At 62.2% G+C, this 25,811-nt stretch carries 26 protein-coding genes and 1 pseudogene; 6 read left to right on the top strand and 21 right to left on the bottom strand.

The annotated features are described in order from the left end of the window. Positions 1–5: 5 nt before the first annotated feature. The 5 genes from V8U06_RS12955 to V8U06_RS12935 form a co-directional block, all read right to left on the bottom strand. Entirely contained in the window at positions 6–809 is an 804-nt protein-coding gene (locus tag V8U06_RS12955; protein ID WP_427140980.1) for a CbbQ/NirQ/NorQ/GpvN family protein, read from the bottom strand. A 66-nt stretch (positions 810–875) separates the two neighbouring features. Continuing rightward, a complete protein-coding gene (locus V8U06_RS12950) occupies positions 876–2,222 on the bottom strand; it encodes a cbb3-type cytochrome c oxidase subunit I (RefSeq protein ID WP_427140979.1) in 1,347 nt (448 codons plus the stop codon). A gap of 25 nt (positions 2,223–2,247) precedes the next feature. Then, a complete protein-coding gene (locus V8U06_RS12945; protein ID WP_427140978.1) occupies positions 2,248–2,700 on the bottom strand; it encodes a c-type cytochrome in 453 nt (150 codons plus the stop codon). Between the two features lie 149 nt (positions 2,701–2,849). Next, complete coding sequence (locus V8U06_RS12940; protein ID WP_427140977.1) at positions 2,850–3,125, bottom strand: cytochrome C oxidase subunit IV family protein; 276 nt, start codon at positions 3,123–3,125, stop codon at positions 2,850–2,852. Between the two features lie 9 nt (positions 3,126–3,134). Further along, positions 3,135–3,686 (bottom strand): cytochrome c oxidase subunit 3, encoded by a 552-nt coding sequence (locus V8U06_RS12935; protein WP_427140976.1) that lies wholly within the window; start codon positions 3,684–3,686, stop codon positions 3,135–3,137. A gap of 99 nt (positions 3,687–3,785) precedes the next feature. Between V8U06_RS12935 and V8U06_RS12930 the strand changes: the two genes are divergently transcribed. Continuing rightward, positions 3,786–3,941, top strand: a complete 156-nt coding sequence (locus tag V8U06_RS12930) for a hypothetical protein (protein ID WP_427140975.1) — start codon at positions 3,786–3,788, stop codon at positions 3,939–3,941. 3 nt (positions 3,942–3,944) lie between these two features. Here the strand turns inward: V8U06_RS12930 and V8U06_RS12925 are convergent. The 7 genes and pseudogenes from V8U06_RS12925 to V8U06_RS12895 all read right to left on the bottom strand — a co-directional run bounded on the left by V8U06_RS12925 (position 3,945) and on the right by V8U06_RS12895 (position 10,357). Further along, positions 3,945–4,747: pseudogene (locus tag V8U06_RS12925) on the bottom strand (alpha/beta fold hydrolase). A 61-nt stretch (positions 4,748–4,808) separates the two neighbouring features. Continuing rightward, a complete protein-coding gene (locus V8U06_RS12920; protein WP_427140974.1) occupies positions 4,809–6,071 on the bottom strand; it encodes a CapA family protein in 1,263 nt (420 codons plus the stop codon). 69 nt (positions 6,072–6,140) lie between these two features. Continuing rightward, complete coding sequence (locus tag V8U06_RS12915; RefSeq protein WP_427140973.1) at positions 6,141–6,986, bottom strand: transporter substrate-binding domain-containing protein; 846 nt, start codon at positions 6,984–6,986, stop codon at positions 6,141–6,143. Between the two features lies 1 nt (position 6,987). Beyond that, entirely contained in the window at positions 6,988–8,154 is a 1,167-nt protein-coding gene (gene alr / locus V8U06_RS12910) for an alanine racemase (RefSeq protein ID WP_427140972.1), read from the bottom strand. Then, entirely contained in the window at positions 8,144–8,875 is a 732-nt protein-coding gene (locus V8U06_RS12905) for an ABC transporter permease (RefSeq protein ID WP_427140971.1), read from the bottom strand. The genes alr and V8U06_RS12905 overlap by 11 nt, the downstream gene beginning before the upstream one ends. Positions 8,876–8,886: 11 nt before the next feature. Next, entirely contained in the window at positions 8,887–9,546 is a 660-nt protein-coding gene (locus V8U06_RS12900) for an ABC transporter permease (protein ID WP_427140970.1), read from the bottom strand. 13 nt (positions 9,547–9,559) lie between these two features. Beyond that, complete coding sequence (locus tag V8U06_RS12895) at positions 9,560–10,357, bottom strand: amino acid ABC transporter ATP-binding protein (RefSeq protein WP_427141091.1); 798 nt, start codon at positions 10,355–10,357, stop codon at positions 9,560–9,562. A gap of 142 nt (positions 10,358–10,499) precedes the next feature. Between V8U06_RS12895 and V8U06_RS12890 the strand changes: the two genes are divergently transcribed. Then, the gene (locus V8U06_RS12890) at positions 10,500–11,684 is read left to right on the top strand and encodes a LysR family transcriptional regulator (RefSeq protein ID WP_427140969.1); all 1,185 of its coding nucleotides are present in this window, start codon (positions 10,500–10,502) and stop codon (positions 11,682–11,684) included. A gap of 160 nt (positions 11,685–11,844) precedes the next feature. Here the strand turns inward: V8U06_RS12890 and V8U06_RS12885 are convergent, their stop codons facing one another. Genes V8U06_RS12885 through V8U06_RS12865 form a run of 5 tightly spaced genes read right to left on the bottom strand, consistent with a single transcriptional unit; the run spans position 11,845 to position 17,794 of the window. After that, positions 11,845–13,344 (bottom strand): amino acid permease, encoded by a 1,500-nt coding sequence (locus tag V8U06_RS12885; RefSeq protein WP_427140968.1) that lies wholly within the window; start codon positions 13,342–13,344, stop codon positions 11,845–11,847. A 33-nt stretch (positions 13,345–13,377) separates the two neighbouring features. Continuing rightward, on the bottom strand, positions 13,378–13,734 hold the full coding sequence (locus V8U06_RS12880) for a DUF1937 family protein (RefSeq protein WP_427140967.1): 357 nt from the start codon (positions 13,732–13,734) through the stop codon (positions 13,378–13,380). Between the two features lie 38 nt (positions 13,735–13,772). After that, entirely contained in the window at positions 13,773–15,167 is a 1,395-nt protein-coding gene (locus tag V8U06_RS12875) for an FGGY family carbohydrate kinase (protein WP_427140966.1), read from the bottom strand. Next, positions 15,168–16,388 carry an NAD(P)/FAD-dependent oxidoreductase gene (locus V8U06_RS12870; RefSeq protein ID WP_427140965.1) on the bottom strand — a complete coding sequence of 407 codons (1,221 nt, stop codon included), beginning with the start codon at positions 16,386–16,388 and terminating at the stop codon, positions 15,168–15,170. It abuts the gene before it with no gap. After that, positions 16,385–17,794, bottom strand: a complete 1,410-nt coding sequence (locus V8U06_RS12865) for an NAD(P)/FAD-dependent oxidoreductase (protein ID WP_427140964.1) — start codon at positions 17,792–17,794, stop codon at positions 16,385–16,387. The genes V8U06_RS12870 and V8U06_RS12865 overlap by 4 nt, the downstream gene beginning before the upstream one ends. Positions 17,795–18,038: 244 nt before the next feature. Here V8U06_RS12865 and V8U06_RS12860 point away from each other — a divergent pair, with 244 nt between their 5' ends. Further along, entirely contained in the window at positions 18,039–18,812 is a 774-nt protein-coding gene (locus V8U06_RS12860; protein WP_427140963.1) for a DeoR/GlpR family DNA-binding transcription regulator, read from the top strand. A 159-nt stretch (positions 18,813–18,971) separates the two neighbouring features. Here V8U06_RS12860 and V8U06_RS12855 read toward each other — a convergent pair whose 3' ends face one another. Then, positions 18,972–19,568 carry a general stress protein gene (locus tag V8U06_RS12855; protein ID WP_427140962.1) on the bottom strand — a complete coding sequence of 199 codons (597 nt, stop codon included), beginning with the start codon at positions 19,566–19,568 and terminating at the stop codon, positions 18,972–18,974. A 21-nt stretch (positions 19,569–19,589) separates the two neighbouring features. After that, a complete protein-coding gene (locus V8U06_RS12850; RefSeq protein WP_427140961.1) occupies positions 19,590–19,907 on the bottom strand; it encodes a PepSY domain-containing protein in 318 nt (105 codons plus the stop codon). Between the two features lie 449 nt (positions 19,908–20,356). Between V8U06_RS12850 and V8U06_RS12845 the strand changes: the two genes are divergently transcribed. Together V8U06_RS12845 and V8U06_RS12840 are read left to right on the top strand one after the other, a co-directional pair. Then, the gene (locus V8U06_RS12845) at positions 20,357–20,509 is read left to right on the top strand and encodes a hypothetical protein (RefSeq protein WP_427140960.1); all 153 of its coding nucleotides are present in this window, start codon (positions 20,357–20,359) and stop codon (positions 20,507–20,509) included. 45 nt (positions 20,510–20,554) lie between these two features. Continuing rightward, positions 20,555–21,304, top strand: a complete 750-nt coding sequence (locus V8U06_RS12840) for a 3-keto-5-aminohexanoate cleavage protein (protein WP_427140959.1) — start codon at positions 20,555–20,557, stop codon at positions 21,302–21,304. A gap of 72 nt (positions 21,305–21,376) precedes the next feature. Here the strand turns inward: V8U06_RS12840 and V8U06_RS12835 are convergent, their stop codons facing one another. Both V8U06_RS12835 and V8U06_RS12830 read right to left on the bottom strand, forming a co-directional pair. Beyond that, positions 21,377–23,593, bottom strand: a complete 2,217-nt coding sequence (locus V8U06_RS12835; RefSeq protein ID WP_427140958.1) for a putative bifunctional diguanylate cyclase/phosphodiesterase — start codon at positions 23,591–23,593, stop codon at positions 21,377–21,379. A gap of 203 nt (positions 23,594–23,796) precedes the next feature. After that, entirely contained in the window at positions 23,797–24,486 is a 690-nt protein-coding gene (locus tag V8U06_RS12830; RefSeq protein ID WP_427140957.1) for a winged helix-turn-helix transcriptional regulator, read from the bottom strand. Between the two features lie 162 nt (positions 24,487–24,648). Between V8U06_RS12830 and V8U06_RS12825 the strand changes: the two genes are divergently transcribed. Beyond that, positions 24,649–25,803: an acyl-CoA dehydrogenase family protein gene (locus tag V8U06_RS12825; protein WP_427140956.1), complete on the top strand. Its 1,155-nt coding sequence runs from the start codon at positions 24,649–24,651 to the stop codon at positions 25,801–25,803. Positions 25,804–25,811: the final 8 nt, after the last annotated feature.

Genomic DNA, 25,811 nt, shown 5'->3' with positions numbered 1-25,811 from the left:
CAGCCTCAACGGATCGCCGCGTCGGCGACTTCGAGCAAGGCGGTGCGCACGTCCGGCTCGTCAGTGAGCGGCTCGATCATCGCCGCGCGCACGGCCTCACGCATCGGCATGCCGCTGTCGATCAGGCAGGCGCAATAGACGAGGAGGCGCGTGGAGACGCCTTCTTCCAGATCGTGCCCCTTGAGGGCGCGCAGCCGGTGGGCAAGGGCGACGAGCGGCGCGACGCGGGCTTCGTCCAGTCCGCTTTCCTCGGCGACGACGGCAATCTCCGCGGCTTTCGGCAGGAAGTCGAATTCGATGGCGACGAAGCGCTGGCGCGTCGAGGGCTTAAGCGCCTTCAGGAGGTTCTGGTAGCCGGGATTGTAGGAGACGACGAGCATGAAGCCGGGCGGCGCTTCCAGCACCTCGCCGGTGCGCTCCAGCGGCAGGATCCGCCGGTCGTCGGTGAGCGGATGCAGAACGACGGCGACGTCCTTGCGCGCCTCGACGATCTCGTCGAGATAGCAGACGCCCCCTTCGCGCACGGCGCGGGTTAGGGGACCGTCGACCCAGACCGTATCGCCGCCCTTCAGGAGGTAGCGGCCAGTAAGGTCGGCGGCCGAGAGGTCGTCATGGCAGGAGACGGTGGCAAGCGGCAGGCCGAGCCTTGCGGCCATGTGGCTGACGAAGCGGGTCTTGCCACAGCCTGTGGGGCCTTTCAGCAGCAGCGGAAGCTGGCGCGTCCAGGCGGTCTCGAACAGGGCGCATTCGTTGCCGGTCGGGCTGTAGGCGGGAATGTCGGCGCGCGAAGCCTTGAGGATGACGTTCATTGCGGTCTCCACGAATTTTCAAGAGGGGAAGTGCCGGCCCCGCGGGATGACGGGGCCGGCCAGCGCTTACTCGGCCGGTTGGATCAGCTCCGTAAGGCTGTCGCGGCGTTCGCGACCGGGCACCAGCACGGCCCAGACGAACATCAGCGCCGAGAACAGTACGGCGACGCCCGAACCGAGGCGGACCCAGTAGAACAGTGCGAGCTGGTCCTGCACGTCCATGAAGCTTTCGCCGAGCACGCGCTGCAGATGGATCTGCACGACGCCGGCGAAGGTGAGCGCGAAGGTCATCACCGACATGGCCGTGCACATGATCCAGAAGCTGGCGATGGAGAGCCACTGGTTGAACGGCGCGCGGCCGCGGATTTCCGGGATGGCATAGGCCATCATGGCGAGGTTCAGCATCACATAGGCGCCGAAGAAGGCGAGGTGTCCGTGCGCGGCGGTCATCTGCGTGCCGTGACTGTAGTAGTTCACCGAGGACAGCGTGTGCAGGAAACCCCAGACGCCGGCGCCGAAGAAGGCCATGACCGAGCAGCCGATCGACCACAGCAGCGCCGCCTTGTTCGGATGGTTGCGGCCGGCCTTCCAGGTCATGACGAAGGTGAAGATGACCATGGTGAAGAAGGGCGCCACTTCCAGCGTCGAGAACAGTGAGCCGATCCACTGCCAGTACCCCGGCGCACCGATCCAGTAATAGTGGTGGCCCGTGCCGAGAATGCCCGAGAAGAGGGCGAGGCCGACGATGACGTAGAGCCATTTTTCCACGACCTCGCGGTCGATGCCGTTGAGCTTGATCATCAGGAAGGCGAGCACGGAGGCCATGATCAGCTCCCAGACGCCCTCGACCCACAGATGGATGACGTACCACCAGTACATCTTGTCGAGCGCGAGGTTCGCCGGATTGTAGAAGGCGAAGAGGAAGAAGAGCGCGAGGCCCCAGAGGCCGAAGAGCAGGATGTTGATGACCGTGGTCTTGCGGCCCTTCAGCGCGGTCATGGTGATGTTGAAGAGGAACATCAGCACGACGACGACGATGCCGACCTTGGCGATGAAGGTCTGCTCCAGGAATTCGCGGCCCTCATGGATGCGGAACATGTAGCCGACGACCGTCAGGCCCGCCGCCACGAAGAACATCCAGAACTGGACGACGGCGAGCTTCGGGCTGTAGAGCTCGGTCTCGGTCTCCTCCGGGATCATGTAGTAGGTCGCGCCCATGAAGCCCATGAGCAGCCAGACGACGAGCGCGTTGGTGTGGATCATGCGCACGATGTTGAAGGGCAGGAGTTCGGAGAGCGTGTTCGGCAGCACATAGATCGTGCCGGCCACGACTCCGAAGAGCACCTGGGCGAGGAAGAGGCCGAGCGCGCCGTAGAAGTACAGCATCGCGACCTTTTGCGTTTGGTATTTCATGTCTTGTCTCCTGATCGCATGTCCGTCAGCCGGCATCGTTCGGCGGCCAGTCCTGGGTCTTGATCCGGCTCGTCCATTCGAGGAAATCGGCGAGGTCGTTGACCTCCTGTTCCGTGAGGTTGAACTGCGGCATCTGCCGCCGGCCTTCCGCTCCGCTCGGCTGCGCGGCCATCCAGGCCTTCAGCGCCTCGCGCGCGCCCTCCGGATCCTCGACGCCGCCATAGCGCTTCCAGACATTGCCGAGCTCGGGCGCGAAATAGGCCCCCTCACCCAGTAGGGTATGGCAGTTGATGCAGGCGTTCTTTTCCCAGACGTGTTTTCCACGCGCGACGCTGTCGGTCAGCGTCGTCTCGTCGGTGGAGGTCGTGCGCACGTAGTAATGCGAATGGGCCGTAAGCCCCACGAAGATCGTGAAGAAGAAGATGGACCCGCCGTAAAAGACGTTGCGGGCCCCGGTTTTGGTTAGGCGCTCTGCCATCCCCTGGTCCTTTCCCTTGCCGGGACCCGAGGGCCCGGCGCCAACCCGCAGACTGATGTGCCGGCGATCCCCTCGCCGGCACTGCGGAACGTCTTCGTTCTAGCGGCAGGGAAAAAGCCTTCTTTGCGCATTGGCAAAGAGCGGGGCGGTTAGCCGATCAGCGTGACGGCGACGGCGCGCGCAAGGGCGAGCGACAGCAGCGCGGCCGGCCAGGCGAGCAGCGCGGATCTGAGGAGGCTCCGGCTCGGCCGCAGCTCCATGAAGTCGAGGATGACGAGCCGGCCCTTGGCATAGGCCATGACCAGCACCGCCGCGATGGGCACCAGGAGGCCGCCGCTGAGGCCGCCGACGAAAGCACCGCCGACGGCGAGCGTCAGCAGCATGGCGAGGGTGGCGATGAACTGTTCGCGGGCCTGTCGGGTCATCGGAAATCCTCAGGTGAGATAGACGATGGGGAACATGACGAGCCAGACGAGGTCGATGGCATGCCAGAGCGTGGCGATCATCACGACATTGCCCTTCACGGGCCGCCAGGCGACGAGAAGGAGGATGCCGGCCCCGAAGAGGACGTGCAGCAAATGGAAACCGGTAATGAGGAAATAGAGTTCGGTGAGCCGGCCCGCTTCACCGATACCGGAGCGAATCTCGATCGTGTATTCCGCGGCCTTGACCGCCACGAAGGCGAGACCGCACAGCGCCGCGATCACCAGTGGCCGCCGTACCGCGTTGCCGCGCACCGCCAGCGCCGCTTGCCAGCCGCTGACGACAAGCAAGACTGTGTTGAGCGCCGCAAGGCCCGGATGGAGATGCGCGCGCAGCAGCGCCGCACCTTGCGTGTCCATGACGGACACCACCAGGAAGGCGACGAGCAGGGCGCCGAAGGCGGCAAGCTCGCTCCAGACGAGAATCCAGAGCAGCAGCGAATCCGCCGCTTCTCCGCTCTCCATTTTCAAAGTCGCGTTGTCCAGGTCGTCTATCGTTGCCATGCCTCGTCCTAGCGCGCAAAGCCCCTGGCTTCTTTGCGCCGGCACAAAGAGACGCGCGGACGGGTGGTGCATGGTGGCGACAAAGGAAAGGAAACTGTCATGACCGACGCACAGTTCGGCCTCATCGTCGCCGCGCCCGTCATCGCCGGCTTTGCGCTGATGCTCTATCGCATGGGTGTGCTGCAGGGCACGGGCACGCTCTCCGCCGTCGGCGCGTCGGTCGTCATCGCCGCAGTGCTGTTCTTCGGTCAGTAGGGTCTAGCCACTCCGGTCGAGAAAACGCAGGACCGCATGGTTGAAGAGATCCGGCCGCTGCAGGGGGGCGAAATGGCTGACCTCGGGAAGGTTGACCAGATTCGCGCCGGGAATGCTCTGCGCAAGATAGACCGCATGCTCCTGGCGGATGAACTCGTCGCCCTCCCCGATTGCCACCGTGACTGGAACCCGGATGCCGGCAAGATCGGCGGAGGTGTAGTTCGGTTCGCTCTGCATCATGAGCGAGACAGCGGCGACGAAGGCGTCGAATTCCCCCGGTGTCGCCGACAAAGCCTCGTAATCCCTACGGTGGCGGCTGAAGCAGCGGTCGACCCGCCGCGTCGGCGAAAAATCAAGCGTGCCGCTCGGATCCATGTTGCAGGCGAAGAAGAACACGCCGGAGACCCGTTCCGGATGCCGGTCGCCCAGGATGAGCGCCGTGCAGGCGCCGTCGCTCCAGCCGACGAGATCAGCCTTCGTAAGGCCGAGGTGATCCATGACGGCGAGCACATCTTCCGCCATGCGCCCATAACCGAAGGGTTGGGCATCCCGCGTGCTGCGGCCATGCCCCGGCTGTCGATGACGATCACCGTGCGCCCGGCGGCGACAAGGGCCGGAACCTGATAGCCCCAGTTGCCGGCATTGCCGAGCCCGCCATGCAGAAGGATGACGGCCGGGCCTTCGCCATGGACGGCATGCCAGATGCGCGCGCCGTCATGTTCCACAAAGCCGTCCGCACGGGCAGCCGGCAATGCCGGCGCGCCTTGCCGCTCGAAAAGAACGAGGTCGTCATCAGCTATCTGCATGGTTTCTCGCATCCGTTGCGGTCGCCTGGAGCTCGGATCGTCTATCCTCGCTCCTCCAGCGTCAACCCGTGCGATCCATGCTCGTCTTCGTCGGCGATAGTATTCTGCCGCCGAAATCCTCGCAGGAAATCGATACGCCGTGTCGAGCCGAGCGCGCGGCCAAGTCCTCGATCATTTCGCATGCCAGCCGCCTCGGCGCTGGAACGGGAATGATCCGCTCGTGGTAATTGTCGGCGTCCAACCTCTCGCCTCCGATGACGACGGGATGAAGGTCGATCGACAAGAGCTTGGCGCTGCTGTCAAAATGGCAGCTCGCCACCACACTTTTCCATACGTCGGGCGAGCTCCATTCCACCTCCCCCTCGCCGAGGTGGAACAGAAAATTGCCCAATCCGAAAAAGATCGGCGCGCCACGATAGATCTCGATGGCCTGGAGGACCGGCGCGCCATGACTGACGAATATCCCCGCGCCGGCGTCGATGCACCGGCGGGCGAAGGACTGGACCCAGGGCGGCACCTCGCGCCAGTTCGGCTCCCAATGGTGATGGTGCAGATAGGCGATGACGAAAGCCCCCGTCGCCGCCGCCTCGGATATCGCCGAAAGCTGGATTTCCAAACTGGCCGCGTCCACGTGAATTCTGCGCCGGTTTTCGACGGACCGGCGAAAAACCGCACCATAGAAGTCGATTTCATCGCCCGATTGCAACACAGGCGGATCATGCGGCTGGGCATAGTTGCCTCGCTCCATGGAACTGCTCTGAAACGTCTTCTGAATTCCGGCGAGCGTCGCGAAATTCGATGGATCCACATCGAAGACCCTGGAGACATCGACTCCGTTGACGCCCGGCCGGGCCGGTCGCCCATCGGTCGCGTCAGCGGCATACATGGTTGCCGGCCCAGGTCCGGCATCCATGGCGACCAGTGCCACCATTCTTCCGGCGATCGTCTTTTGCCCCGGCCGGCGCGCAGCCGAAAGGTCCGGGCCGATGCCTGCGTGAAGAAAATCCCGCGCCGCCACCTCCTCGAGCGTCGACAGGACACCGGGAGGACCAAGGTCGAAGGCATGATTGTTGGAGAGCGCAAGCGCGTTGAAGCCGATGTCCTGCAGCGCATCCAGAACGACAGGCGCCGAACAACCGAAGTAGGCGCCCTTCATTGGCCATCCGCCATGACGGCCGAGCACGGTGGTCTCGAAATTCGTGAAAGCGATATCTGCTTGCTGGATCAGTGCCTTGACGGCGGCAAATCCGTGGTCGGCGACATGCCGGAGGTCATGATGAATAAGGGATTGCCCGGTCAAGGCGAGCGTGAACGGTGAAGACATGACGGATACATCCCGGAAATGGATTTGGTGGTGGCGGCCCGAGGGCCGCCGGAAGATGTTCGAGGGGGGTTATTTGCCGAGCTCAGGCGAAATATCCGCGCCGAACCATTTCTGGCTGATCTTGCCGAGCGCACCGTCTTCGATGCTCGCTTCGATGGCCTTGTCGAAGGCTTCGGCAAGATCGGCATCCTCCTTGCGCAGGCCAACGCCGACACCCGGTCCCCAGGTGCCGCCTGACAGTTCCGGGCCGAAGAACGCGACCGCCTTGCCCTCCGGCGTATCGAGAAACTGCTTCCAGACCAGCCGGTCTCCAAGGCCGCCGTCAATGCGTTCGGACGTCAGATCGAGCTTGAGATTTTCCTGGCTGTCGTAACTGCGCACGTCCGCGATATCGCCAAACAGCTCCTGAACGACCGCCTCCGAATTGGAGGATCGAAGGACGCCCAGGGTCTTGCCTTTCAGGCTTTCGCGCAAGTCGTCGATGACCTGCTTCTTCGTTGCGTCGAGATCCGTGAGGTTCAGCTTCGCCGTTACGTCACCCGGCGGCAGGCCGAGGGCCTTGCGCATGACGATCTGGTTTGCCGCCACCGCGTAGGGCAAGGAGAAGGAGATCGACTTCTTCCGCTTTTCGGTGATCGACATGCCCGCCATGATCGCGTCGTACTTCTTCACCAGAAGACCGGGAATGATGCCGTCCCAATCCTGGGCGACGAATGTGCATTGCAGCTTCATCCGGGCGCAGAGCTCGTTGCCGACATCGATGTCGAAGCCGACAAGCGCGCCGTTCTCGTCGATGTAGTCCCAGGGTGGCGAAGCCCCTTCCGAAGCGATGGTGATGGCCGATCGCTCGCCGGCATGAGCAAGGCCGGCAAGCGAGAAAAATGCGGTGAGCGTGCAGATCAGATATCGTTTCATGTCATTCCCCTTCGTGTTGGTTCGGTTTCGATTTTGATGCGATGTGGAACCGCCGCAGGCTCTCCCGCAGGCCGCAGCCGACGCCCGTTTCGTCCGTGTTCCAGGCGTGTGCGAGTTCCGGCAGCGTGATCCGGTCCGCCTCGGAAATGCCGAGCAGGACGGCTTCATCCCCGAGCGAGGCTTCCGGGATATCGGTGACGTCGATGCGAAGATGTTCGAGATGGACGGGCGGCACGACGGGCGCGCGTCTTCCTCTGACGAGCACCGAGGCCGCGTTGCCGAGATTGCGCGGCAAACCATGCCCCCAGCCGATGCCCAGCACGGCAAGACGCATGCCCGCATGATAGCCGGGCAGGCCTGGTGGCGGCCCCATGGACACGTCGCTCATCTTGAGCGCCACGATGCGCGCTCTAATCGCCGTCAAGGCAGGACGGGTGTGCAGGGTGCGGGAGCCGGGATGCGAGCGGGCCAATCCGAAGAGCAGCGCACCGGGATCGACCGCGTCCATGTCGAATTCCGGATGGTGAAGCAGGCTTTCACTGCTTGAGACCATGACGGTTCCAGGCAGGTGCCCCTTCGCCTTCAATCCTTCGATCAGCGGCGTAAGCCGCGCGACCTGCGCTGTCGCCGAGGAGCCGGCTTCGCCGAATTCGCTGAGATGCGCATAGAGCCCGACAATCGAGATCGTGGGTTGCGCGGCGCACAGATCCACCAGGCGCTCGATATCTGCCGGTGCCGCGCCGGCGCGCCAGAAGCCAAGGTCGACCTTGAGGAACACCTTCAGCCTTGCGCCGGTCGACAGCCATTCGCGCAAGTCCTCTTCGCCGGAAATGGTAATCGTGAGGTCGTGCTCCTGGAGGAGATCGACAGCGTTCGGACGGATGCCCGGATAGAGGAGAATGGGCTGAGCCGGCGCGGCCTTTCGTACGGCCAACGCGTCGGCGATGGACACCACGCCAAAACCGTCGACGCCTGCCGCCGCGAGAACGGATGCCACCTCCCCGGCCCCGCATCCATAGGCGTCCTGCTTCAGGCAGGCGATGATCTTCGTCCCGGGCGCGACCGCCGCCCGGATGGCGCGGTAGTTGAAGGCGACGGCGGTGAGGTCGATTTCCCGCCAGGCGGTTTCGCAGAACGGCGGTGCCGTCTGGCGCACGCTATTGTTCATCGGGCACCTGCTGGAGATTGAGCAGACGCGGGCGCGTCTTGACCGGCGGCGCGTCGTTCAAGCGAGCTTCCAGCGCGTTGAAGAAGCCCGTGAGGAGAAATGTCAGGGCGAGATAGAGCACGCCGGCGGCAATGAAGATTTCGTAGGGCGCGAAGGTCTCCGAAACCAGTTTTCGCGAGAGTCCGGTGATCTCCAGCAAGGTCACCGTGCTGGCGAGAGACGTCGCTTTCACGAGGCTGATGACTTCGTTGGCGTAGGATGGAAGAACGCTTCTGAAGGCGATGGGGAAAACGATCCGGCGCTTGATCTGTAGCGGCGACATGCCGACCGCCTTCGCCGCCTCGATCGCCCCGGTCGATACGGCTTGAATTCCTCCACGGAAAATTTCCGTCGTGTAGGCGGCGCTGTTGAGGGAGAAGGCAAAGAGGCCGCACCAGAACGGATCGCGCAGCAGGAGCCAGAAGACACTTGCGCGAATGGCGCTGATCTGGCCGAGCCCATAGTAGATGATGAAAAGCTGGACGAGCAGCGGGGTGCCGCGGAACACATAGGTGTACGCGAGCACCGGCAGGGAAAACCGCCTGCGAGGCGACGCACGCATGAAAGCCAGCGGTACTGCCAGAACGAAACCGGCAAGCAGCGACGCGAATGTCAGAAGGAGCGTCAGCGGAATGCCACCGGCAAGGGCGATCGTGCTTGTCAGGAGAAGGGCGAAATCCATGATAGACAGCCTCATCGTCCGGGGACGGCGAAACGCCGTTCGAGACGGTTGAAGATCACCAGCGCAAGACTGGTCAGGGTGAGATAGAGAGCGGACGCGGCGAGATAGAATGTCAGCGGCGCACGCAGCGAGCCGGCGCCAATGGCGGCGACCCGCATGATGTCGGTCAGCCCGACGATCGAGATCAGCGACGTTTCCTTGACGAGAGATATCCACTGGTTCGCAAGGGCCGGCAGTGCGATGCGCAGCATCTGCGGAGCGATGATCAGGAGCCAGGTCTGCCAGGGATGCATTCCGAGCGAGCGGGCGGCCTCGATCTGCCCCCTGGGTATGCTCAGCACCGCTCCCCGGAAGATTTCCGCGGTATAGGCGCCGAAGACGACCGTCAGGGAAACGACACCGGCGAGGAACGCATTGACCTCGATATAGCGGCCGAAGAAGGCGCTGATTGCGATCGTTCCGCCGAAATAGATCAGAAGGATTATGATCAGTTCGGGGACGCCCCGAACGATCGTTGTGTAGACGCCGATCCCGACGCTCAGCGCCTTCCATCGCGACAACCGCCCTGCGGCGGCGAGCAGACCCAGCGCCATGCCGAGCATACCGCTGGCAAGCGCCAGCAGCACCGTCGTCTTCAGTCCTTCGACGAACTGCAGGACAAAACCATCCATGCGCAACGCCCTTCTATCGATGTGAGGCCAGAAAGCCGCGAAGGCGGCTGGAGACGGGAGAGGAGAAAAACGCCTGTGGCGGGCCTTCTTCTTCGATCCTCCCGCCGTGCATGAAGGCGACTTGCGTCGATACCTCGCGTGCGAAGGCCAGTTCGTGGGTCACCATCACCATCGTGCGCCCCTCTGCGGCAAGCGCGCCCATGACGCGCAGCACCTCGCCTACCAGTTCCGGATCGAGCGCCGACGTCGGCTCGTCGAAAAGGAGGACGCGAGGCTCCATCGCAAGCGCGCGGGCGATCGCCACGCGTTGCTGCTGGCCGCCCGAGAGGTGGCGCGGATAGGCATCCGCCTTCTCCGACAGTCCGACCTTCGCAAGGTAGGCGCGTCCAAGTTCGGCGGCGGCGCGGCGCTGCATTCCTTTGACGTGAACGGGACCTTCGGTGACATTTTCGAGCGCTGTCTTGTGGGGCCAGAGATTGAAGTTCTGGAACACCATGCCCATGGACGCGCGTACCCGGCGGACCTGCAACGCGTCGAGGATTACGGCCTGTTCGCCAGGGCGAGACGACGCCCCGAGCGCCAGCTTTTCGCCGTGCACCCAGATATCGCCCCCATCGGGAACGGTCAGCAGGTTGAGGCACCTGAGAAGTGTGCTCTTGCCCGAACCGCTGCTGCCGAGAATGGAGAGGATTTCACCGGGCCGAACGGTGAGATCGACGCCCCGCAGGACATCGTCGCCTCCGAACCGCTTGACGATCCGCTCCGCGCGAATGCCGAGCGTCCGCGTCGGTTCCGCCCTAGACGCAAGCATCGTCACGGATCCTCTTCGATATTCGTGCGTCGTCGATGCTGGGCGAGCCAGATTCTGGCCGCGACAAAGCCTTTGCTGCACGCATGGAGCGGCACCACCCTTTCCGTTGTCGATGTTTGCAATGGGGAGCTTCCGGGCTCCGATGACGCCGGGTATCTGTCAAAGCGGCGTTGTGGAGACAGAATTACGCGCCACCACCACGGGGTCAATTTATAAGCGAGATTATTTTTCTATTAGCCAGGCTTATATGTATGCTCGCCAAACCGCCGCGTATCTTGGCATCAGGTATAAGTTGATCTTTGATCACGCCGCGCTACACTCTGCCGACAATGAGGGCGTCGTCATGGTGGAAATCGCGCAAACGGGGGTGACGCTTCGTCAGCTCCAGATATTGCGGGAAGTGGTCAGGACGGGCTCCGAGCGCGCGGCAGCCAAGTCGCTTCGCATCACCCAGCCGGCCGTCAGCCAGCAGATCAAGCAACTCGAGACCCTTCTTGGCGTTCACCTGTTCATTCGCGACAAGGGGCGGCTCCTTCCGACGGCTCAGACGATGACGCTGTTTCGCGAGGCGGATGCCACGTTCGTCCAGATGGAAAGGATCGCCAAGACCGTCGCCTCCCTCCAGGGTATCGACAGCGATACGATCGGCATCGCAGCGCCGCATGTTTTCTCCCTGCGGCTCCTTCCCGACGCTGTCCGGATGCTGAGAACCCGCCAGCCTCTCGCGGCGGTCCACTTCAAGTCAGGCACCTATGCCGACGTGACGGATCACGTGCTCGAGGGGCGGGCCGATCTGGGGCTTGGCCGCCTGCCGCTGGATGAAAATGTCTTCGACTGGTGCCCGGTCACGACGGCGACCAATGTCTGCATTTTCCATCCCGACCACAGGCTGGCGCAGGAAGACCTGATAAAGGCTGAAGATCTCGTGGGCGAGCCGCTGGTGGACATCGAGCCGCAAATGCAATCCCATCTCATGAGCGAGAATGCCATGCGTTACATGGGGGCTGAACCGCATCTCGCCATCCAGGTGGACGTTATCGGGCAGGAGATCAGCTTCGTCGCAGCCGGTCTCGGTATTTCGAGCAGCAACACCTTCGCCGCTCGGCAGGCGACCTGTTTCGACGTCGTCATCCGCCCCTTCGAACCAAGCGCTCTCTACCACTATGTCGTATTCTGGCAGAAAGGCCGGCATCTTGGCCCGATGCTGCAGGAAGCCGTCCGCGTTCTCGTCGAATGTGCGCGTGGCGACGAAGCGAGTGATGACGGAGCATCGGCGGGACAGCCCGTGTCTGTCGATACGTCACCTGCTCCACGACGCACCCTGTAGCCGTCGACCATCCGCAGTGTCGTTTCGAGGGAAAAATATCCGTTCGCCCGTTTCGGGCCAGGACGCCGGTTGGGGCATGCCAGGCTGCCGCAGGCGGGTTTGCAGCGTTTATCGCACATTGAAAAGCCGGCGCTCTGGCGCCGGCTTTACGTACGGTCATTCAGTGCAAGGCTTCCTCGCCCTTGTCGGCATCGAGGATGGCGTCAACCGAGATCATGTCGGGCATTTTAAGGGCTTTCGTTCCCCCGCGTGTCGCAAGCAGGAACACCAGATAGACCACACCGATCGCGAACATGATTGCAACATAGGACCATGGTTTCGCAAACGATGCATCGCGGAAAATCGCAAGTTCGAAGACAAGCCAGAGGATTGCCACGATCAGCACCGGCGTTTCCCACGCACCAAGACGAAAGCCTTGGCTTGGCGGCAAATTGGTGCGCTGGAACGCGTAAATCAGGACAGTGACCGCATAGATGATCGCCGGGAGCAGGGTTGCAGCCGAAAACAGTGCGAACAGCGCATCCGTCTGCTTCGCGAACAAGGCAAGGATGACCTGGCCGACGACGGCCATGAACACGGTGGCGTTAACCGGCGTCTTCAAGGAAGGGCTGATGCGATGCCACAGCTGCCAGCCCGGGAAGCGCTCGTCACGCGACATGGCCCAAACGAGGCGTGTGCCGCTCAGCAGGATGACGAGGCCGCAGGAGAAGATCGAAATGACGACCAGCACCAGAAGGAGATTGCCGAGAACCGGACCGAGAACGCGGTTGATGACGTCGGCAATCGGGGTCGCGGAGCCGCTGAGTGCGGTCGGGTCGCCGAGCAGCGCCGTGACGGCGATGAGAAACAGCATGCCGATAATGCCGAGGCTCAGGACAGCCTGCCACATGGCCTTGGGAACGACACGCGCGGGATCGCGGGTCTCCTCGGCAAGGTTCGCGGCGGATTCGAAACCGACGATCGTGAATGCGCCGAGCAGCGTACCCATGATCCAGGGACCAACGCTCGTCAGCGTGCCGAGCGAATAGTAGCCCTCCTGCGCAACGCTTCCGGTGCTGAAAAGGTTCGAGAAGTCGAGCTCGTTGTTGTAGGCGCCGACAGCAAACAGCAGCACCACGAGACCGATCATGCCGACGAGCTGGATGGTCACTGCGACGGCGTTGAATTTTTGGGTGAACTTCGTCGAGAAGGCGATCATGACGGCCTGCGCGATGATCACGACACTGGTGATCCACCAAGCATTCTCGGCGGTCCCCTCATAGCTGAGCAGGACAGGAAGGACGGTCGAGGCGATCGTATAGTCGACCGCGACAAGCACCACGGCGAGGAAGGTAAACCCGATCCAGCCCATGATCCAGCCGAAGACCGGATTGGTCAGACGCGATGCCCACTGGTAGATGTAGCCGGTTACCGGAATACGGGCGGCAAGCGAACCGATGATCAATGCGACCATGAGCTGGCCGATGACGACGACGGGCCAGGTCCAGATGCCCATCGGGCCGGAACTTGAGAGCATTGCGCCATAGGCGGTAAAGATGCCCGTGGCGATCGAGACGAAGCCGAACGCGACGGCGAACGACTGGAACGGCGTGACGTCGCGCTTGAGATGGTCGTGATCGGTTTGCCCCGGCGCGGAGCCGGGAGTGGATACTGTAGTCATTGAATTCCCCTGTTTCTTGCCCAGTTGCGTCGGTTAAGCGAACTCGTGTTCGACATCGCTCCAGAGGCTGACGCGACGCCCCCTGGATTGAAAAAACTCCATCTCCCGCTTGACGCCGGCGCTTTCCTGCCAGCCCGGACCGTCGATCACGACGATCTCGTCCATGGCTTCCATGAAGACCTGGTCGATCGGAGCCCACAGTTTGCCGATGGCCGCCTTGTCGAGATCCGGCAGGTGGCCGTTGATCGGATGGGACATGGAAATCTGGCTGAAGACGGTCGATCCGCTCCGAGCGATCCTGGCGGCGACCGCATTCGCCTCGTTGAACCTGCGGTCGACGACCTCACGATCGGCATGACCGTACGGGCCTGCGAGAAATATCTTTCGCATGCAGCATAAGCTCCTGATTTTAAGCGTTCGGTGGTGCGTCAGTCGCGCCAGCCGCGCGATCGCTCGACGGCTTTCTTGAACAACGCGTGGTGTGCTTCGGTGACCGATCCGTCGGGCTCGTAACGCGCGCTCCTGGCGCGGGCTGCGGTGACGTCGAGACCGCAGAATTCCGCGAGCCCGAGGGCCGTCAGTTCGTGCATCGCCGGGACGGTGATGGTGCGACCGCTCGCCGAGGCGAGGAACTGGGCGAAGTAGGCGCTTTGCGACAATCCGCCGTCGATCGAAATGCTGGGGCCGAGATCCGTGACTTCGGACGCAGCCTTGATCAGCCCGACAGTCAGCATTGCGATGCCTTCCAGGACCGCGCGGACGAGATCACGCCGATCCGTGGCGTGGTCCATGCCGATAAACATCGGCGCAGCGGTCCGATCCCAGTAGGGGGCTGCGAGACCCGACAGAGCCGGAACGAAGATGATCCCGCGGCTCAGCGCCGATGGCCCCTCGAACACGCCCAGCTCTTCCAGCGCAGAATAGAGGCCGATGTTTCTGGCCCATTCCAGCGCCGAGCCCGCGTCGTAGACGCCGCCTTCGATGGCAAAGGCCGCGCCGCTGTCCTTCAGCGACCAGGCGACGGTCGGAAGCAACTCCGACTGCGGCGGGCGTTCGTTGCCGCTCACGGCGAGAAGGAACGCTCCCGTTCCAAACGTTATCTTGCAGTCACCGGGCTTCCGGCATCCATGACCGAACAGGGCTGCTTGCTGGTCGACGATGGAGGCTTTTACGGGAATGCCGTTGATCTGGCCAAAATCATCGTCCACGTTCGCGATACGCGGGAGGCATTCCCTGGGAACACCGTGCAAGCTGCAAAGCTCGTCGCTCCACGTGCCCGTCGCAAGATCAAGGAGGCCGGTTCGCGACGCTGTCGCGAGATCGGTGGCGAAGACGTTCGCCAGAGAATCGAGGAAGAACGCGTCTGTCGTCCCGAGGCGAAGCCGGCCTGCCTTGTAGGCGTCCTGAATGCTCGGAACATGACGGAGGAGCCAGGCGAGCTTGCTGGCCGAGAAATACGGATCGAGCGGAAGACCGCAGATGCGCTTGGAGGTTTCCTCGGCGTCGCTCCTCAGATCGGCGAGATACTTCGCCGTTCGGGAATCCTGCCATACGATCACGGGCGAAAGCGCTTCCTTTGTCTCGGCATCCCATGCCAGGCAGCTCTCGCCCTGGTTTGCGATTGCGACCGCATCGACCGTTCCGGCTGCATCCAGAACGGTGACGATATTCTTCAGAAGCTCGTGCGGGTCATGCTCGACCCAGCCCGCGAAGGGGTGATCCTGGCCGTGCTTGCGGCTGGCGACGATCTTCCATTCGCCTCCGTCCTCCACGACCAGGCATCGGGTCGATGTCGTTCCTTGGTCTATCGATGCGACACGCATTCAAACTTCCTCCCTGAAGCCGAAGTGGACGCTTTGCGCGCCCGTCGAATTGTTTGGTCGGGGGACGACGATCCGGCTTTCCGTGCGCCATGTTGCGCTACGCTGCCAGACCTCGCTTCCATCGATGGACAACGTGAGCGTCCCCTTAACCCTGCGCTGGAAGCGCAGTTGAAAGTCCTTCAAGCCACCGGGAAGCGCTGATCCGCTTCGCAGGAGGTTCGGCACGACAAGCTTGATCGGTGCGTCGTAGGTGACCTTCGTCGGAGCGCCCCTCGCCGGGTCGCCAAGCAGGTCCGCCGCGATGGCCGTTCCGATGGCCCTGCCCTCGCGGAATGCCCATCCTCCGGTCTCGACGGCTCGCAACACGTTGCCCGCAGCGAAATAGCAGGGGTTTTCGCAGCGGCCGTCCTGATCGACAGCCGGGCCCGCGCTACCCAGGTCGACTTCTAGCCCGGACGTCAGGAACAGCGAGGCCTCCGGCGTAAACCCGCCGGAGAACAGAACGCCGTCGCATTCGATCGTTTCGACGATATCGCCGCGCTTGATCCGTACGGCCTCGACACGGCCGCGGCCGAGAATATCGACAACCTGCGCATCGCGGTGGAATGGAATGCCCATCAGGGACGGAAACCAGTTCAGTGGTGTGCGCACCAGGGCATGCGATCTCGGCTCAAGGACCGCGGCGGGACGGGCGCCATGGCTGAGGCATGTCCAGATCGCGGAGAGCGTAACGAGTTCCGATCCGACAATGACCGGGCGGTGGAACGGCATCATGTTGTGGAAGGCGACATAGGACTGCAAGGTGCCTGTCGTGACGATGCCGACCGGACGATCACCTGTCACGAGCCGTGCGGCACGTGTCGTTTCCCGCACTCCGGTCGTCACAAGCACACGCTTGGCCGAGAGGGTCTGAAGGCCATCGGGATTCGCTACGAGAAGGTCGCCGTCTTCTCCCAGCTGGGCAACAGAGTGGCCGTATCGCAGGTCGATATCGTGCCTGGCGATCTCCTGCTCCAGGCGGCGGCCATAGGCAGCGCCCAGATAGACGCGGCCGAATTCGAGCATGCCGAAGGGCGAATGGCTGCAGTGCCGCGTCGCCCCGCCGAGGTACCGCTCCCGCTCGAGGAGCGTGATTTTGCCAATGCCGGCCTTTCGCATCGCAATTGCGGCTGCGACGCCGGAAGGGCCGCCGCCGATAATGATAACGTCGGACCGGCTCATGTGCCGCCCTCCTGATCGACCGCAAGCGGTGTGGCGAGGCAGCCCTTGCTGATTTCGGCGAGCCTGGCGTTGCAGTAGAAGCCTTGGCAGCGCCCCATCCCTGCACGCGTGCGCCGTCGCAGGCCGCCGAAATCACCGGGCGGAAGCGGGCTGCTGAGTGTCGCTTCGATCTCGCGGCGTGTGACCATCTCGCAGTGGCAGACGATGTCGCCATGGTTTGCGGCCTGCCAGTCCCGCGGTCTGCTCTCGGCAAGATTTGGCATGCACACCTTCGGTGTCGCCCTGGCGGTGAACTCGCCTCGGCCCGCACCGCCATGAAGCTTCAAGGCATGTTGCGCGAGGCCAAGGGCGGAACTGAGCCCCGTGGAACGAATCCCGCCAAGGGTGATGGCATTGTGTTCGGCGCGATGGGTAACGCGGTATTCCTTCTTTTCCGTCGCGGGACGCAGGCCCGCATAGACCGCAGTGACCGGGATATGGGCGAGACCGGGGACGAGCTTGCTTCCATGCGCAACGAGCGCCGCGAGCGTGTCATGTTCGACTGTCGCCCGGATTCGATCGTCCTGCTCCTCGGCAGTGGGACCGACCAGGATGTTGCCGAATGCCGTCGGACAGACGACGACACCCTTGGTGATCTCGTTCGGTACCGGGAGAATGATGGTCTTCAGCTGCCGTGATGCCGCTTTGTCGAGGACGACGAACTGGCCTTTGCGAGGCTTGATCAGGAATTCGGGCTTGAATCCCAGACGGGCATCGACATGGTCGCCGAAAAGACCTGCCGCGTTGACCACCCATTTCGACCTGATGTCGCCCCGGTTGGTTTCGAGCAGCCACGTCCCGTCGAATACCCCTGCCCGTACCTCGCACTGGCGAAGGACGGTTGCGCCAAGCGCGATCGCCTGATTGACGTAAGCAAGGGGCGCTGACCACGGATCGATGACGTGTTCATCGAGAACATGAAGCGCTGCAACCAGATTGTCTGCCAATCCGGGCTCCACAGCGCGCGCCTCTGCGGAGGTCAGCAACCGGAGACGGTCGACCCCGTTCTGGCGCCCCTGCTCGGCGATCCCTTCGAGCTTAGAGGCTTCATCGGGAGTCCAGGCGCAAACAAGAGCGCTTGTTTCGACCAGGGGCAAATTCATGTCCTGATGGATATCGAGGTATTCCTGTCGCCCGGCCTGGACCAATGCGAGTTCGAGGCTTGCCTTGGGTGCATCGAACCCCGTGTGGAGGATCGCGCTGTTTGCCTTGGATGCGCCCGAAAGAATGTCGGAGCCCTTTTCGATAAGGGCGACCTTCGCGCCTGCAAGAGCGAACCGTCGTGCAACCGCACAGCCGACGACGCCGGCCCCGATGATCGCGACGTCGTAAAGCTCACTGCCGGAAAGTTGCGATTGTGCGTTCACAACATGAATTCCTACCGTTTGGGCGTTTTATGACCGAACGGTAACAATATCCGTATCGTTCTGTAAAGCAGGAATCCTTTCAGACCGCGTCATGCGCCCCTTCGACATTGAATCCATGACGGTTTTTCATATCTGAACGCTTTGCATCCCGACCATTCGGTCGTTATATGTGGATGCGTTGTGTGTTTTTTGCCCGTTCGGGCATTGCAGCAATGAGGTCAGGCGTTAACGGAAAGGTTCGCTAGTGCGTCCACACGAGCGTCACGAAGAGATCATCCGGCTTGTCACCCGTCGCGGCGAGGTCAGCGTGGATCAACTTGCCGAAGAGCTCGAGGTCTCCCGCGAGACGATCCGCCGGGATCTGGTCGGCCTCGACGAATTGGGCAGGCTTCAGAAGTTCCATGGCGGAGCCAAACTCCGCTCCGTCGCCGCAACGGAGATTGGTGGCGAAGGGCCATTTGCGGCGCGGATGGCCGAAAACCTCTCGGCGAAGCGCCAAATCGCAAAGGCCGCCGCAAGCCTCCTGTCCCCGGGAGACAGTCTTTTCATCGATACCGGGACAACGACCGTTCTGTTCGCCGAAGCCATTGCCGGATTGTCGGGCCTGACGGTGATTACAAACAGCATCCGCATTGCATCGCTCGTATCCGCCGGCGGCGACAACAAGGTCTTTCTGATCGGTGGTGCGTTCAGCATGGATGCGTCGGAAACGGTCGGCTCTTTGGCCGTCGAGCAGATCGCCCGCTTTCGGGCGCGCCACGCATTCCTGACTGTCGGTGCGCTGGATGGAACGGGCCTGCTGGACTTCGACGAGGCGGAAACGCAGATCGCCCGAGCGATGATCGAGCGGGTCGAGACGGTGACCGTGCTCGCCGATGCCTCGAAGTTCAACAAACGCGGCATATTCGAGGTGACCGGTTGGGATCGCGTGAGCCGCCTCGTCACAGACGCCGAACCACCGGCAAATATCGCCGAGGCGATGGAGACGGGTGGTGCCACCACCCTTGTCACAACGTAATATTGACGATGTCCGCCCCCTCTTCGGGCGGGTGACGAGGCGGTAGGCAAGCCTTTGATTTCCTGCAATCGGCAGCGACTGCGAACCTGCAGATTTGAGAGGGGTCCCCAAATGAAAGGAGCGGCCACTCGGCCGCTCCCCGGGAAACTCCACGGTCCATCAGCGCCGGTAGCGAAGACGCTCCTGCTCGACCTCGGCCGGGCCATAGGGATCGAGCGTGTCGTCGAAGCGCGTCCAGCCCTGTTCGGCATAGGCGGCGCGACGCTCGGTCGGGTCCACCCAATTGGACTGGCGTAGAATGGCCTCAGCTTCCGGATAGAGGCTTTCCTCGACCCGTGCAGTGACGAGCGTACCGCCGCGCCGAACGCCTTCGGCATAGACATGGGCATGCTCTTCGGAAACCCCCGACTGCGTCATGGCGCCGATCAGGCCGCCGGCCGCACCACCGGCAACCGCCCCTGCGGCGGCGCCTGCCGCGGTCGCAGCAAGCCAGCCGGCTGCGACGACGGGGCCGACGCCGGGGATGGCCATGATGCCGAGGCCGGTCAGAAGACCACCGACGCCACCGACCGCGGCGCCTATGCCGGCACCTGTGCCCGCGCCTTCGGCCGCATTGGTGTCATTCGAATGACGGTCGTCAGCATTGTTCGAGACGATACTGATGTCGTCGGAGGGGATGCCGCGGGCTTCAAGGGCGCTCACGGCAGCACGCGCATCGGCGTAGTCGTCGTAAAGTCCAGTCGCTGTCTTTTTCATGGGAAGCTCCTCTTTCTGGTGTCACTCGGTGACGATGTTGCCCTGGTAATCGAGTGCGACGTTGACGGACTTGCCGTCCTTCGTGGCCGTGCCGCGCCAGACGCCCTTGTCGTCGAGCTTCAGGCCCGTGACATCGGCATAGCCGGCTTCGATGATGCGTTCCTTCGCCTGCTCCTCGGTAAAACTGTTGGCTCCTTCGACCGGCGCGGTCGCATTCTTGTCGTCCGGGGTTGCGATGGCAGGCGTGTCGCCATCGGTGGCCGGAGCGGTGGAAGTCTGCGCAAGGGCAGCAAAGGTCGATGCGCCGACAAAGGCGGCGGCGAGCAGTAGCTTTTTCATGATATCGTCCTTGTTTCAGGCCGTTAGAGACATCGGTTGAACGGGCTTGATGAGGTTTGGTTCCTCCAATGCGCGAGACGCACCGAAACAATTCGGTACAGGCGGTCGCGGCTCTCATGCATCGATTTCCCCCGAACCCTATGCTCGACGATCCGGTTGTACGGTCGCGCCATCAACGCGACGACGACGGTATAGCCACGGCCGTGCATCCTTACCGCAGCGGCAGAATGATGTGCCCGTGGCCATGTCCTGTTCGGGTTTTCGCCAGAAGCGTGCGACGGTAAAAAAACAAGACCAAGCCGTGGGGTGTCGGGTCTGCACACCACTGCCCCGCCCCGTTGTCCCGTTGAATGGAACAATGCTCTCCGTGGGCCGTTTGCCGAAGGCCACTTTGACAGTTCAGCTTCTTGCCCCGCCGCGCGCGGGGCGTTTGTTTTGGGTCGTACGACATGAACCATCGCGTTAACATCATTGGGCTTTGCCTCTTGGCCATGTTCATGGTCATCTTCGGCTCAATCGTCGTGATGCCACTCTTGGCTGAAGGAAATGGTGTGCCGGGCGAGGTGAGTGTTGAGGCCGTCGCGGCGAAAGGCGATGAATGAGGCTGGATCGCGGCTGGCTCGGGGCTGCGGGGCAAGGAACTGACAATGATTGTACAAGCGTGCCTGAATGGCGCCCGGCCCACGGGTTATCATCCCCGCCTGCCAACATCCGCCGCCGCCTTGGCTGAAGAGGGAGCGTCGTGCATCCTGGCCGGAGCAGCCGAACTTCACGTCCATCCCCGCGGTCCGGACGGACGGGAAAGCCTGCTGGCGGTCGACGATACTATTTCTGCTCTGCGAGGCGCGTGCCCTGGAAGCCTGGTCGGCGTTTCCACAGGCGCGTGGATCGAAGACGACGAGACGCGAACGAGGGAATATATTTCCAGGTGGAGCCGGCTTCCCGACTATGCCTCGGTCAATCTCTCCGAGCCTGATGCGCCTGCCATAATCGCTCTGCTCGACCGAATGGGTGTCGGCGTAGAGGCGGGCTTGTCCTGTGCTGCTGACGCGGAGCGATTGGTCTCGCTTCCGGATTGCCAGCGGACATTCCGCATTCTGATCGAGATCGAAGAGCAGACAATCGCAAGAGCTGATGCGATTGCCGATGCGATTGCGACTGTTCTCTCCCGAGCCGATATGCGCCGACCAATACTGTTGCACGGGTTCGACGCGACCGTCTGGCACTTCGTTTCCCGTGCGTGCGAAAGACGCTGGTCTACGCGCATCGGACTTGAAGATGGGCGCTTGCTCAGGAACGGCGAACAAGCGTTCGGAAATGCCGATCTGGTGGCGGATGCGGTTGCGATTTTTTCGCAGCAGCCAGACAAACCCGCAACCGCACCGATACAGGAATAGTGCCGCAGATCGCACGTCGGAGTGACCGCGTCGCGCGTCACAAAGCGGAGCACCCTGCGCCGGGCTGCGTGACTAACCCCGTCCGGCGTCGCGGTCCCGCGCCAACATCGCGTTGATTGCCTCTGCCGGCATCGGTCTTGCGAGCAGATATCCCTGGACTTCGTCGCAACCGAGGCGCTTGAGCACATCGCTTTGTTCGGGAGTTTCTATCCCCTCGGCTGTCGTCCGCAGTCCCTTGGCCTGTGCGAGGTTGATCATGGCGCGCACGATTTCCTCGTTGCCCCCCGGCTTGCCGAAACCATCGACGAAACATTTGTCGATCTTGATCCTGTCGACGTCGAGCCGTTGCAGTCGCCCAAAGGACGAGAAGCCCGTCCCAAAATCGTCGAGGGCAAAGCGAACGCCGATCGCGCGCAAAGCTGCGATATTGCGTTCGCAGTGGCCAGAGGTGTCGGCAAGGGCCGATTCCGTGATCTCAATTTCAAGGCGTGCAGGATCGAGGCCCACGGCGTTTAGGATGGACAGGACGCGCACCGAATAGGTTTCACTGCGCAGTTCGATGGCGGAAGCGTTGACCGCAAGCGTAAGGCCCGGCCATTCCACGGCGGCACGGCAGGCTTCGCGCAAAACGATCTCTCCGAGCGGCTCGATCAGCCGCGTTTCTTCCGCCACTGGAATGAAGACGTCCGGTGGCATCACCCCCTTTTGCGGATGCCGCCATCGGACAAGCGCTTCGACGCCTCTAAGTTCCTGGCATTCGACCGAAAAGACAGGTTGATAGTGAACGCTGATCTGCTGGATATCTTGCACCGCAAGTCGCAGGTCGCGCTCCATCTCCCTGCGCGCTCTGACGAGTTCATCCATATGAGAGCCGAAAATAGCGAAGCGGTTCCGGCCGGCCGCCTTGGCGTGATAAAGTGCGATGTCCGCCTTGCGCGTCAATTCGCGCGCGTCCTTACAACCTTCTTCCGCTATCGCCACGCCTGCGCTGAGGCCGATGGTGATGGGATGCCCGTGGATGACGAAGGGACGCCGGATGGCAGTGACGAGGGCATCGCACATACGCTCGATGGTCTCGCTATCCGCGGCTTGCACGGCTGCGGTGAACTCATCCCCGCCGACGCGCGCCACCATTGCTGCTGTTTTGCCCATAGTCTCTTTCAGGCGACAGGCAACTTCGACCAGCAGAGCATCGCCCACAGGGTGGCCGAGCGTGTCGTTGACGTCCTTGAAGCGATCCAGATCGAGATAGAGTACAGCGACAAGGTCGGTCGATTGGCGCTTTGCCAGCACTCCTGCGAGATAACTCGAAAAGCGGGCGCGATTGGGCAGGTTCGTCAGCGCGTCGCTGTGTGCCATATGCTCCAGTTGTCGCCGGCTTCGAATGAGATGGGCGGATCGCCGCCATGCAAGCGCTGCCAAAAGTCCCATCAGCGCCAACAGGGAGACCGCAATGCCTGCCAGAGTCGGGGTCGCACTGTTGAGGACTGCCGTTCCGGGCCGAAACGGCGTCCATGTGAGGTAACCGATCAGGGCGCCCGACAGGGCGCGTAACTCCGCGCGACTCTGGATTTCGCCGGTCTCGCCGACGCGGGCGAATTGAAGGTTTTCGAAAAGATAGTCTCTGCCGATTGCGTCGAGGAAGCTCCCGTCGAGAAAACGCACGGCAATATGGATAAATTCGCGCCCCGGCACCTGCTCCACATCGCCGCTGTCGGAGATGATCGGCTTGAGGCTGATGATTGCGGGACGGTCGTCAATCGAGGTGATATCGCTTTCACCGATACTGAGCACATGGTCATCGACGCCCGTGTCATCCTTTTCCTTGAGACGGGCGCGGAGTTTTGCAAGCAAGGGCTGAACGGGTCCGGCAATACGGGCGTAAGAGAGGTCCTGGTCGATTTCGCCATCGAGAAAGCCGAGAAGTAATGTGTTGTGCGGACTGACGATGAACGCGCCGTCGTGCTGAAAATAAGTCTGCATCCACCGCCCGAGATTGTTGTTCAGCCATTCCCGGTCCGGCGTCTGGTGCGTGACGGCCCGCACCGCATCGTCCCAGACCGAAGAGCTCTCCTGGTCGTGCGCGATACCGGCCTGCATATTGGAGACGATCAGGGTAACGAGCTGCGTCTGACGTTGTTGGGCCAACTGGTCGGACTGCCGCGCCGACCATATCAACGTGAGGTACAGCGCAAGACTTAGGCCTGCGGCCAGCGCCAGGGGAATGGCGAAATTCAGGATGAAGCGAAGTTGACCGGCAGGCATGGAACGCTCTTTGTCGAAATGCACGCGCCGAGGCTACCGAGCGCTGGTTAAAGCGCGGAAAATATTCTTTGTACGGTGGCGTACGCTTCCGCGTAATCTAGTCCCGGCCGAGATGGGCCAGATAATCAGGGTCTGATCAGTCTTCCCTGGAGCGTTCTGTCCCTGAGTTCACGCGCTCGCGGGACGGTGTCGATGCCGCACAATGGCGTCGGGGTTGAGCAGCGGACTTACGTCTTCATGCGCGGTATTTTGGCGAACACGCTCAGACCCAGCCATTCCTGGATATCGCGCGCCAGACGCTTGTCTCCCTCCAGTCTCAGCATTTGCGCCTCGATTTCCTGTCGTATGGTCGACAGCCCCATCCAGATCGCGGTCATGGAACGAAGTGCAGCTTCGACGAGAAGGTCGACATCGTAGCCCGGATCAAAGTTGCACAAATCCACCTTCCCGTTTTCGACCACCAGCCACCAGCACTTTTGCGCGGCCGAAAGCTCCGGGTACAGAAACTGTATCGTACAGCGACGAGGCGGAAGTCTCTTCGTGTCCAGGTTCCGTCTCATGTCCCACATGAGCAAGGACGGGTCGAGATTTTTCAAGGAAAGCCGTGACTCCATCCATCGTTGAGCCCAGTTTCCGAGCCCGACGATCAGAGGTCGGAGTTCCTCGCCCGCAGCGGTAAGCTGGTAGTTGGTTCCGCCATTCGCGCTCCTTGTCGTAATGATGCCCGCTTGTTCCAACTCTTTCAGTCTCTTGGATAGAAGCGCAGGCGACATCTTCGGCAGACCCCGACGCAATTCGTTGAAGCGGGTCGATCCGCAAAGGAACTCGCGGACGACCAGCGTCGTCCAACGGGAGCAGAGGACTTCCGACGCCATTGAAACCGGACAGAATTGCCCGTAGCCGTCACGCTCTACCATGGGGACCTCCAACGGTCTGGATTGGCCAGGATAAGCCAAGGCGGCCGATCCGCCAATTGGCCCATCCTCGCCGTGCCACGCCGGCGAGCAGTACAGTTCGTGAACTAGCAGCAAATCCGAAACGAGCGCACGATTTCACTCTTCACCAAAGGAGGCATCGACATGCTCGGGCTTGCAGAAACAACGAAGAATGCCGACGGTCCGTCGATCGTCGAACGGACTCATTCAATCCTGCCGACCCTGGCTCAACGCGCCAGATCGATTGACGAGAGCGATGCTTTCGTCGGCGGCAACTACGCTCTTCTGAAGGACGCCGGCCTCGTGCGCGCGGCCGTTCCCGTCGAATTGGGTGGGCTCGGCGCGGACGTGCCGGAACTTTGCGAGATGCTGAAATCCATGGCGAGGGTCTGCGGGTCCACCGCGCTTGCCTTTTCCATGCACACCCACCAGGTCGCCATTCCCGCTTGGCGTTGGCGCCATCAGAACGTAGTGGCAGTGGAGCCGCTGTTGAGGCGTGTGGCATCGGAGCAGATCATCTTGCTCTCAAGCGGCGGATCAGACTGGATCGGCGGTTCGGGAAAGGCCACGAAAGTCGACGGCGGATATCGGATCGCTGCGCGCAAACGTTTCACCTCCGGCGCGGCAGCCGGCGACATCCTGATGACCGGCGCAGTCGTTGAGGACGAGGCAGGCGCACGCTCCGTCATTCATTTCGGCGTTCCCATGGCATCGCCGCAGGTCTCGATCGAAGACACATGGCGAACGCTGGGGATGAGAGGAACCGGCTCGAACGATGTTCTCATCGACAACCTTTTTGTGCCTGATGCGAGTGTTGCGTTTTCCAGGAATGCGGGCCAGTGGCACCCTGTCTTCCAGATCATCGGCACCATCGCCTTTCCACTGATTTACGCCGTCTATCTCGGCGTCGCCGAAAGCGCCCGTGACATTGCGGTTCAGTTGGTCCGTGGCAAGGCCACAAACGATCATGTGATCGGATTGGTCGGCCGGATGGAAACGTCCCTCAAGGCGGCACAGATCGCCCATCGCTGGATGCTGGAGGTGGTTGCCCGGAACGCACCGTCTGCCGAGACCATCAACGATGTCATGATTGGCCGCGCTCTTGTCGCGCGGCACGCGATGGAGGTCACGGACCTAGCGATGGAAGTTGCCGGCGGGGCGGCCTTTTATCGAGACAATGGGCTGGAGCGCTGTTTTCGGGACGTTCAGGGCGCCCGCTATCATCCAATGCAGCCAGGCGCGCAATCGCAATATGCCGGCGCATTCGCGCTCGGCCTTCCAACGGAGACCATCTTCTGACGCAGGTC

Origin of the sequence: Shinella sp. G-2 (assembly GCF_050172695.1) — a bacterium.
Lineage (GTDB): Bacteria > Pseudomonadota > Alphaproteobacteria > Rhizobiales > Rhizobiaceae > Shinella.
Note: the sequence above shows the minus strand (reverse complement) of the source record. Positions and strands in the feature narration are given on the sequence as shown.

Excerpts from the sequence above, each read along its gene's own strand:
- V8U06_RS12955 (WP_427140980.1), bottom strand. The coding sequence starts at position 809 with ATGAACGTCATCCTCAAGGCTTCGCGCGCCGACATTCCCGCCTACAGC.
- V8U06_RS12950 (WP_427140979.1), bottom strand. The coding sequence starts at position 2,222 with ATGAAATACCAAACGCAAAAGGTCGCGATGCTGTACTTCTACGGCGCG.
- V8U06_RS12945 (WP_427140978.1), bottom strand. The coding sequence starts at position 2,700 with ATGGCAGAGCGCCTAACCAAAACCGGGGCCCGCAACGTCTTTTACGGC.
- V8U06_RS12940 (WP_427140977.1), bottom strand. The coding sequence starts at position 3,125 with ATGACCCGACAGGCCCGCGAACAGTTCATCGCCACCCTCGCCATGCTG.
- V8U06_RS12935 (WP_427140976.1), bottom strand. The coding sequence starts at position 3,686 with ATGGCAACGATAGACGACCTGGACAACGCGACTTTGAAAATGGAGAGC.
- V8U06_RS12930 (WP_427140975.1), top strand. The coding sequence starts at position 3,786 with ATGACCGACGCACAGTTCGGCCTCATCGTCGCCGCGCCCGTCATCGCC.
- V8U06_RS12920 (WP_427140974.1), bottom strand. The coding sequence starts at position 6,071 with ATGTCTTCACCGTTCACGCTCGCCTTGACCGGGCAATCCCTTATTCAT.
- V8U06_RS12915 (WP_427140973.1), bottom strand. The coding sequence starts at position 6,986 with ATGAAACGATATCTGATCTGCACGCTCACCGCATTTTTCTCGCTTGCC.
- alr (WP_427140972.1), bottom strand. The coding sequence starts at position 8,154 with ATGAACAATAGCGTGCGCCAGACGGCACCGCCGTTCTGCGAAACCGCC.
- V8U06_RS12905 (WP_427140971.1), bottom strand. The coding sequence starts at position 8,875 with ATGGATTTCGCCCTTCTCCTGACAAGCACGATCGCCCTTGCCGGTGGC.
- V8U06_RS12900 (WP_427140970.1), bottom strand. The coding sequence starts at position 9,546 with ATGGATGGTTTTGTCCTGCAGTTCGTCGAAGGACTGAAGACGACGGTG.
- V8U06_RS12895 (WP_427141091.1), bottom strand. The coding sequence starts at position 10,357 with ATGCTTGCGTCTAGGGCGGAACCGACGCGGACGCTCGGCATTCGCGCG.
- V8U06_RS12890 (WP_427140969.1), top strand. The coding sequence starts at position 10,500 with ATGACGCCGGGTATCTGTCAAAGCGGCGTTGTGGAGACAGAATTACGC.
- V8U06_RS12885 (WP_427140968.1), bottom strand. The coding sequence starts at position 13,344 with ATGACTACAGTATCCACTCCCGGCTCCGCGCCGGGGCAAACCGATCAC.
- V8U06_RS12880 (WP_427140967.1), bottom strand. The coding sequence starts at position 13,734 with ATGCGAAAGATATTTCTCGCAGGCCCGTACGGTCATGCCGATCGTGAG.
- V8U06_RS12875 (WP_427140966.1), bottom strand. The coding sequence starts at position 15,167 with ATGCGTGTCGCATCGATAGACCAAGGAACGACATCGACCCGATGCCTG.
- V8U06_RS12870 (WP_427140965.1), bottom strand. The coding sequence starts at position 16,388 with ATGAGCCGGTCCGACGTTATCATTATCGGCGGCGGCCCTTCCGGCGTC.
- V8U06_RS12855 (WP_427140962.1), bottom strand. The coding sequence starts at position 19,568 with ATGAAAAAGACAGCGACTGGACTTTACGACGACTACGCCGATGCGCGT.
- V8U06_RS12850 (WP_427140961.1), bottom strand. The coding sequence starts at position 19,907 with ATGAAAAAGCTACTGCTCGCCGCCGCCTTTGTCGGCGCATCGACCTTT.
- V8U06_RS12845 (WP_427140960.1), top strand. The coding sequence starts at position 20,357 with ATGAACCATCGCGTTAACATCATTGGGCTTTGCCTCTTGGCCATGTTC.
- V8U06_RS12840 (WP_427140959.1), top strand. The coding sequence starts at position 20,555 with ATGATTGTACAAGCGTGCCTGAATGGCGCCCGGCCCACGGGTTATCAT.
- V8U06_RS12830 (WP_427140957.1), bottom strand. The coding sequence starts at position 24,486 with ATGGTAGAGCGTGACGGCTACGGGCAATTCTGTCCGGTTTCAATGGCG.
- V8U06_RS12825 (WP_427140956.1), top strand. The coding sequence starts at position 24,649 with ATGCTCGGGCTTGCAGAAACAACGAAGAATGCCGACGGTCCGTCGATC.